Annotated in this window: 3 protein-coding genes and 1 pseudogene; 1 reads left to right on the top strand and 3 read right to left on the bottom strand. The window is 45.0% G+C overall.

Annotated features, from left to right (window positions below):
* Nucleotides 1-172, top strand: a pseudogene (locus tag H6G48_RS21335) (IS630 family transposase); the annotation flags it as partial.
* A gap of 7 nt (nt 173-179) precedes the next feature.
* Here the strand turns inward: H6G48_RS21335 and lpxC are convergent.
* The 3 genes from lpxC to H6G48_RS21320 all read right to left on the bottom strand — a co-directional run bounded on the left by lpxC (nt 180) and on the right by H6G48_RS21320 (nt 4,418).
* Nucleotides 180-992, bottom strand: coding sequence for a UDP-3-O-acyl-N-acetylglucosamine deacetylase (gene lpxC / locus H6G48_RS21330; RefSeq protein ID WP_190723111.1), 813 nt, complete (start codon nt 990-992; stop codon nt 180-182).
* A gap of 131 nt (nt 993-1,123) precedes the next feature.
* Nucleotides 1,124-3,109 carry a BamA/TamA family outer membrane protein gene (locus H6G48_RS21325; protein WP_199328869.1) on the bottom strand — a complete coding sequence of 662 codons (1,986 nt, stop codon included), beginning with the start codon at nt 3,107-3,109 and terminating at the stop codon, nt 1,124-1,126.
* A 430-nt stretch (nt 3,110-3,539) separates the two neighbouring features.
* Nucleotides 3,540-4,418, bottom strand: a complete 879-nt coding sequence (locus H6G48_RS21320) for an Hpt domain-containing protein (protein WP_190723109.1) — start codon at nt 4,416-4,418, stop codon at nt 3,540-3,542.
* Nucleotides 4,419-4,980 lie beyond the last annotated feature (562 nt).

The raw sequence follows: 4,980 nt of genomic DNA, 5'->3' as shown, positions 1-4,980 counted from the left end.
ATTTGTCAAAAAGAAATGTTTATATGGTAAATATTATGAGAACTTTTCTGACTTTTCTTCAGCTATTTATGAATGTCTGAATGATGCCCATCTGAAACATAAAAAAGAACTGGATTCCTTGCTGACTCTACGATTTCAGAAGTTTAATAAATCTCAGATTATGAACGTCTAAAGTATAATTAACCCTGAATTGCTTTAGCTAATTGAACGTGAAGTTTATGACTGGCTTTAAAAGCCATGTAATGAGCGGTGGGAATAGTTCCCAGTAAACTCAAATCACCAATTAAGTCCAATAATTTATGTCTTGCTGGCTCATTTTCAAAGCGTAAAGGAGGATTTAACCATTGATTTTGATCGCAGACTAAAGCATTTTCTAAACTGCCTCCTTTAATTAAACCAGCCTTTTGTAAATATTCAATTTGATCGGCAAAACCGAAAGTACGGGCAGCTGCGATCGCTTGACTAAAACTTTCCTGATCAGGACTCCAACTATACCATTGATTACCGATCGGTTTATAGGTAAAATCGATCCCGTAGGTAAAACGTAATTCAGGGGAAGGAATCGCCGCCACAAAAGCATCTCCTTCGTACAACCAAATCGGTTGAGAAATAGTTAAATCTGATGGAGAAAAAGAGTTATCTAAACCAGCATTTTTGATCGCTTCTACCCAGATTTTGGCCGAACCATCGAGGAGGGGAATTTCCGCACCATCCACCTCAATGCGAGCATCTTCTACCCCCAAAGCGGTTAAGGCCGCTAATAAATGCTCAACAGTTCTAACCTTGGCTTCTCCTTGTCCCAATTCCGTTGATAAAGTCGTTTGGTAAACCGAAGAAACTAGAGCGGGAATAATCGGTTGATTGGCTAAATCTCTGCGGACAAAATAACGTCCTTCCCCCGGATTTGCCCCACAGACGCGCACCTGGGTTATCTCCCCCGAATGCAGGCCAATTCCCGATAATTCAAATTGTTTAGCGATAGTAGAAACCATAATTATTAAGTAATAAAGTGAAAAGCTTATTAGTGGTTTTGGGGGTTGGGTTTTAGGGTTTTAGGGTGTTGGGGTTTTAGTTGAATTTCCCTATTTCCCCATTTCCCTAATCCCCCACCCCCAATAACTGATTAGAATCGTTCCCCGATACCGAAATGGAGACGAGAACCACCATCGACATTAAAACCGTAGTCAACCCGAATTTGGCCGACGGGAGATTGTACCCGAACACCTAAACCGTAACCGAGACCGGTACCGGGTAAACCCCGGACAATCCCGGGTTGACCGGGGACATCTCCTTGGGAACCAATAGTAGTGCCGAAATCGACAAATAACGCCCCCCCAATAATTGCTACTATGGGAAAACGATATTCGGCCGTCGCTTGGAAATAACTGCGACCGCTACCCACTTCTCCCTCGGCGTAACCCCGTACAGAGTTACTACCCCCAACGATAAAAGCATCGTAGGGGGGTAAATCGCCTAATACTGTCCCTGCTTGCACATTAAAAGCGAGGGATTGCTGACCTTTAAAAATATCGGTTTCAAAGAGATTAAAGGAATTAATAAAGCGAACGGGGATAAAGTAACTGTAACTACCCCGAACACGAGTGCCGAAAATACTGCCAGAACCGACCGGAATAGTTTGTTCTAAACCTAGACGCAGGAAAGAACCACTGGTGGGCTGCAGGGGATTATCGCGAAAATCTCGAATAGCGCCAATATTTAGAGAAAGTAGATCATCGATCCCAGAGGAACTAAAAGCCAGTTGTTGACTGCCAAAACCGTTGAGAGGTGCAGACAGAGGGGAGATGTCACCATTGGCATTTTGCACCTGTACCTGTTGATAGTTAAAGCCTAGGGACACCACCCATTTTGGTTTCGTAAACACATCAGGGGCCAAAGGACGGACAAAAGTAATACCGCCACCCGTCCGGACGATCCGGGGACTATCATTATCGTTAAGAGTCCGAATTGAGGAATTTTCCCCATCATAAACCAGAGAAATCGACTGTCGCCGGAAAACGTTGACCGTGTAGGAAGTGCGGAAGTTATCCGTGGCAATCCAAGGATCGGAAAAACTCAGATCAAATAAAAATTCCCGTTCCCCTAACTGGACTTCTGCCCCTAAAGTTTGGTTATTACCGCCAAAATTGCGCTGTTGATAGCTGACAGTGCCGAATAAGCCCGCATTCGAGCTAATACCGCCACCAGCGGCTAGGGAACCAGTATTACCTTCCACCACATCGACGTTAACAATCACCTCCCTTGGGTCGCTGCCGGGAGAAAAAGACAGACGCACATCCTCGAATAAACCGAGACCGAAAACACGCTGTAAATCCTGTTGGGCCGTATTGCGGTTAAAAATATCCCCCGCTTTTAGGCGCATTTCCCTAGTAATGATAAATTCTCTGGTTTTACCGTTGACCGGTTCCTGTTCAACGTTAAAGTAGCGTACTTGAATTTTTTCGATTAAACCTTCGGAAATGACCAGAATCACCCGACCATCGGGAGTGACTTGCGGCGCACCGATTACCTGGGCCAGATCATAGCCGTTTTTGCTGTACCAGTCATTGATTTTTTTTACCCCCGCCTGTAATTCCCGCAAATTCAGGGTTTTGCCGTATTGACTAGCGAAAATTTCCTCGACCACCCGGGTAGGTAAAATCGATTTGTCCAGGGTTTCCGGGGCAATTTGAATCTGTACGCCCTGAAAAACGGGGTTAGGTTGCACCTCAAAGGTGACTCGCACCCCTAGAGGCGTATCTTGGGGAACTGCCCGCACATCGGCAAAAAAGCCCGTGGCAAAAACGGCGTTAATATCTTCTTGCAGTTGCGATCGAGTCGTGCTTCGTCCTGGTCGGGTGCGAATGGTATTATAAACTAGATTTTCTAATTCTCGATCGGCCCCCTGTACTACCACTTCGGCCACCAAAACTCGCGACTCCTCCGCCGGCACCGGTGGGGCTGTTGTGGGAGTTTCTGCAGGGCTTGGGGTTTCCGTCGGGGTTTCCGGCGGTGCTGCCACGGGTGGCGTAGTTTCTCCCGTCGCAGGAGGAGACTGTACTATCTGCTCGACGCGGGGAAAAACCGTTTCTTGCGGTTCTTCTTCGGCCATTACCGTCCCGTGAAATAATCCGAAAATAGCCAGCAGCAGGGCCAGCGAGGAATATCGCCCCGAAAAATTGAGATTTTTAAGCACTTCCACACACCCATTAACACCATTATGGTTTTGTTTGTTTTCTCTGCCCGAGAAATTTAACGAACGTTAAAACTCTAGCAGATTGCTTACTCTCAGTAAATCCCAGCTTGACCGGTGACTAAAGAGATACTGCATCAGATCTGATATTGGTCAGCCGTCAGCATTAAGTTTTTATCTTGCCATATCTTAGCTTTTTCCGGTTTGGCTCTATCCCAATTCACCCTCTAGAATTATTGCCACCTCGGTGGGCGCACAATTAATTACATATCTTCCTAACTCACCAAAATTAAAAACAATTAAGTTTATTCTCCTGGGAATCCCCCACCTTTTTACACCAGCGCAGATGTCAACGTCTCATTTGTAATAACTGTACCAGTTGCGAGACCTGTTGGCGATTAAACATTTGCAGCAGGGTACTAGCTACTAATTCCGGTTCTAGGGTGATCAGGATTTGTGGTAATTTGGCGGTGGCTAATAACTGCAATTCTTGACTGACGGTGATTTCTTCCCCGCGACCCCATTCCAATAAATCACTAGCTTGTTTTAATTCTTTAATAATAACCGGGGCGAGAGTGCGGTAGGAATGTTTGGGGTTAGCCAGGGCTGATTGGGCATTTTTAACTAAATATTGCCACTTTTGCTGTTCTGAAGCCAATTGAGACAGAGATAAAATTAATTTTTGTAATTGCTGACGGGAAGCACTGGTTTCTTCCTGTTTGAACAGTTGTAACATCTGTTTGAGGATATCTCTGACGCTGATGGAGATAGAAGAGGTTGCCGCAATAGCTGGGGTAGATTTTTTTTGGTCGAGAAGATAGTTAAGATGGGCTTGTAATTCGGCAAAAGTCGGTTCACCTTTTTTAACGATAGCGTTAGCTTCCTCGGCTTGCAAACCTAATGGACCGGGCAGCTTATCGATCAATATCTGAAGCAGATCATAACCCTTGAGGAACAAAGATTCTAATTTTTGATCCACTTGTATGGGATTTTCTTTCAGTATTTTGAAAGCATCCTCAAGACGGTGAGCAGTTTTTTGGATACTGCTATAACCTAACATGGCCGCCCCCCCCTTGATGGAATGGGCGGCACGAAACATCTCGTTCATCTGTTCAGTATTGTTCACGAGATTGCCTAAGTCTAAAATCCCCTGTTCCAAAGTTTCCAGGTGTTCTTTTGCTTCTTCGATGAAATAGCCGAGAATTTTCTGCGCGTTAGCGGAGTCCAAGGTCTTATCCCCCCTTATCACGATGCTGTCTAGGCCTAGATTGCCCAGTTTTTCAGGAAATATATCAGTTATGGGGCAATGGCTAGGAAAACTGGCCCAGACGGACACAAGCTCAGTTCAAAAGCCTGCCCACAAAGGTTCTCAGCTTCTCTTGCTCAAAATAGATCGATACAACGGCAGGCAAAAAGCTAAGGAAAGAATCGGGGATGGGAGCAAGCTGACTAGAAATTATTATTGATCAGAGGGAACTGAGTTGTTAACTATCTAAGATTACCCCTTAAGACCGCACCGGAGTTGGCAGTAGGGAACAGACAACGCCAGAACAGTAGGTGGTCATCCAGAGATGATGCCAAATCCCCTCATACTTCATCTTGCTCTTGATCAAAAACGCTCTCACCACCATCAAGAGCTAATTAGAACAAAATTACTAGACAAAAAGACCCGACCAGAAAAAATACTAAGGTCCGAAAAGCTTACGTAGCAAGGGATAGAAAAAAGATCAAAAAAATTTGCCAAAAGGGGTTGACAAACCTGGGGAAGTTAGATACATTGGTAAATGCGC

The sequence above is a fragment of the Microcystis flos-aquae FACHB-1344 genome (genome assembly GCF_014698375.1).
GTDB classification, from domain to species: domain Bacteria; phylum Cyanobacteriota; class Cyanobacteriia; order Cyanobacteriales; family Microcystaceae; genus Microcystis; species Microcystis aeruginosa.
Note: the sequence above shows the minus strand (reverse complement) of the source record. Positions and strands in the feature narration are given on the sequence as shown.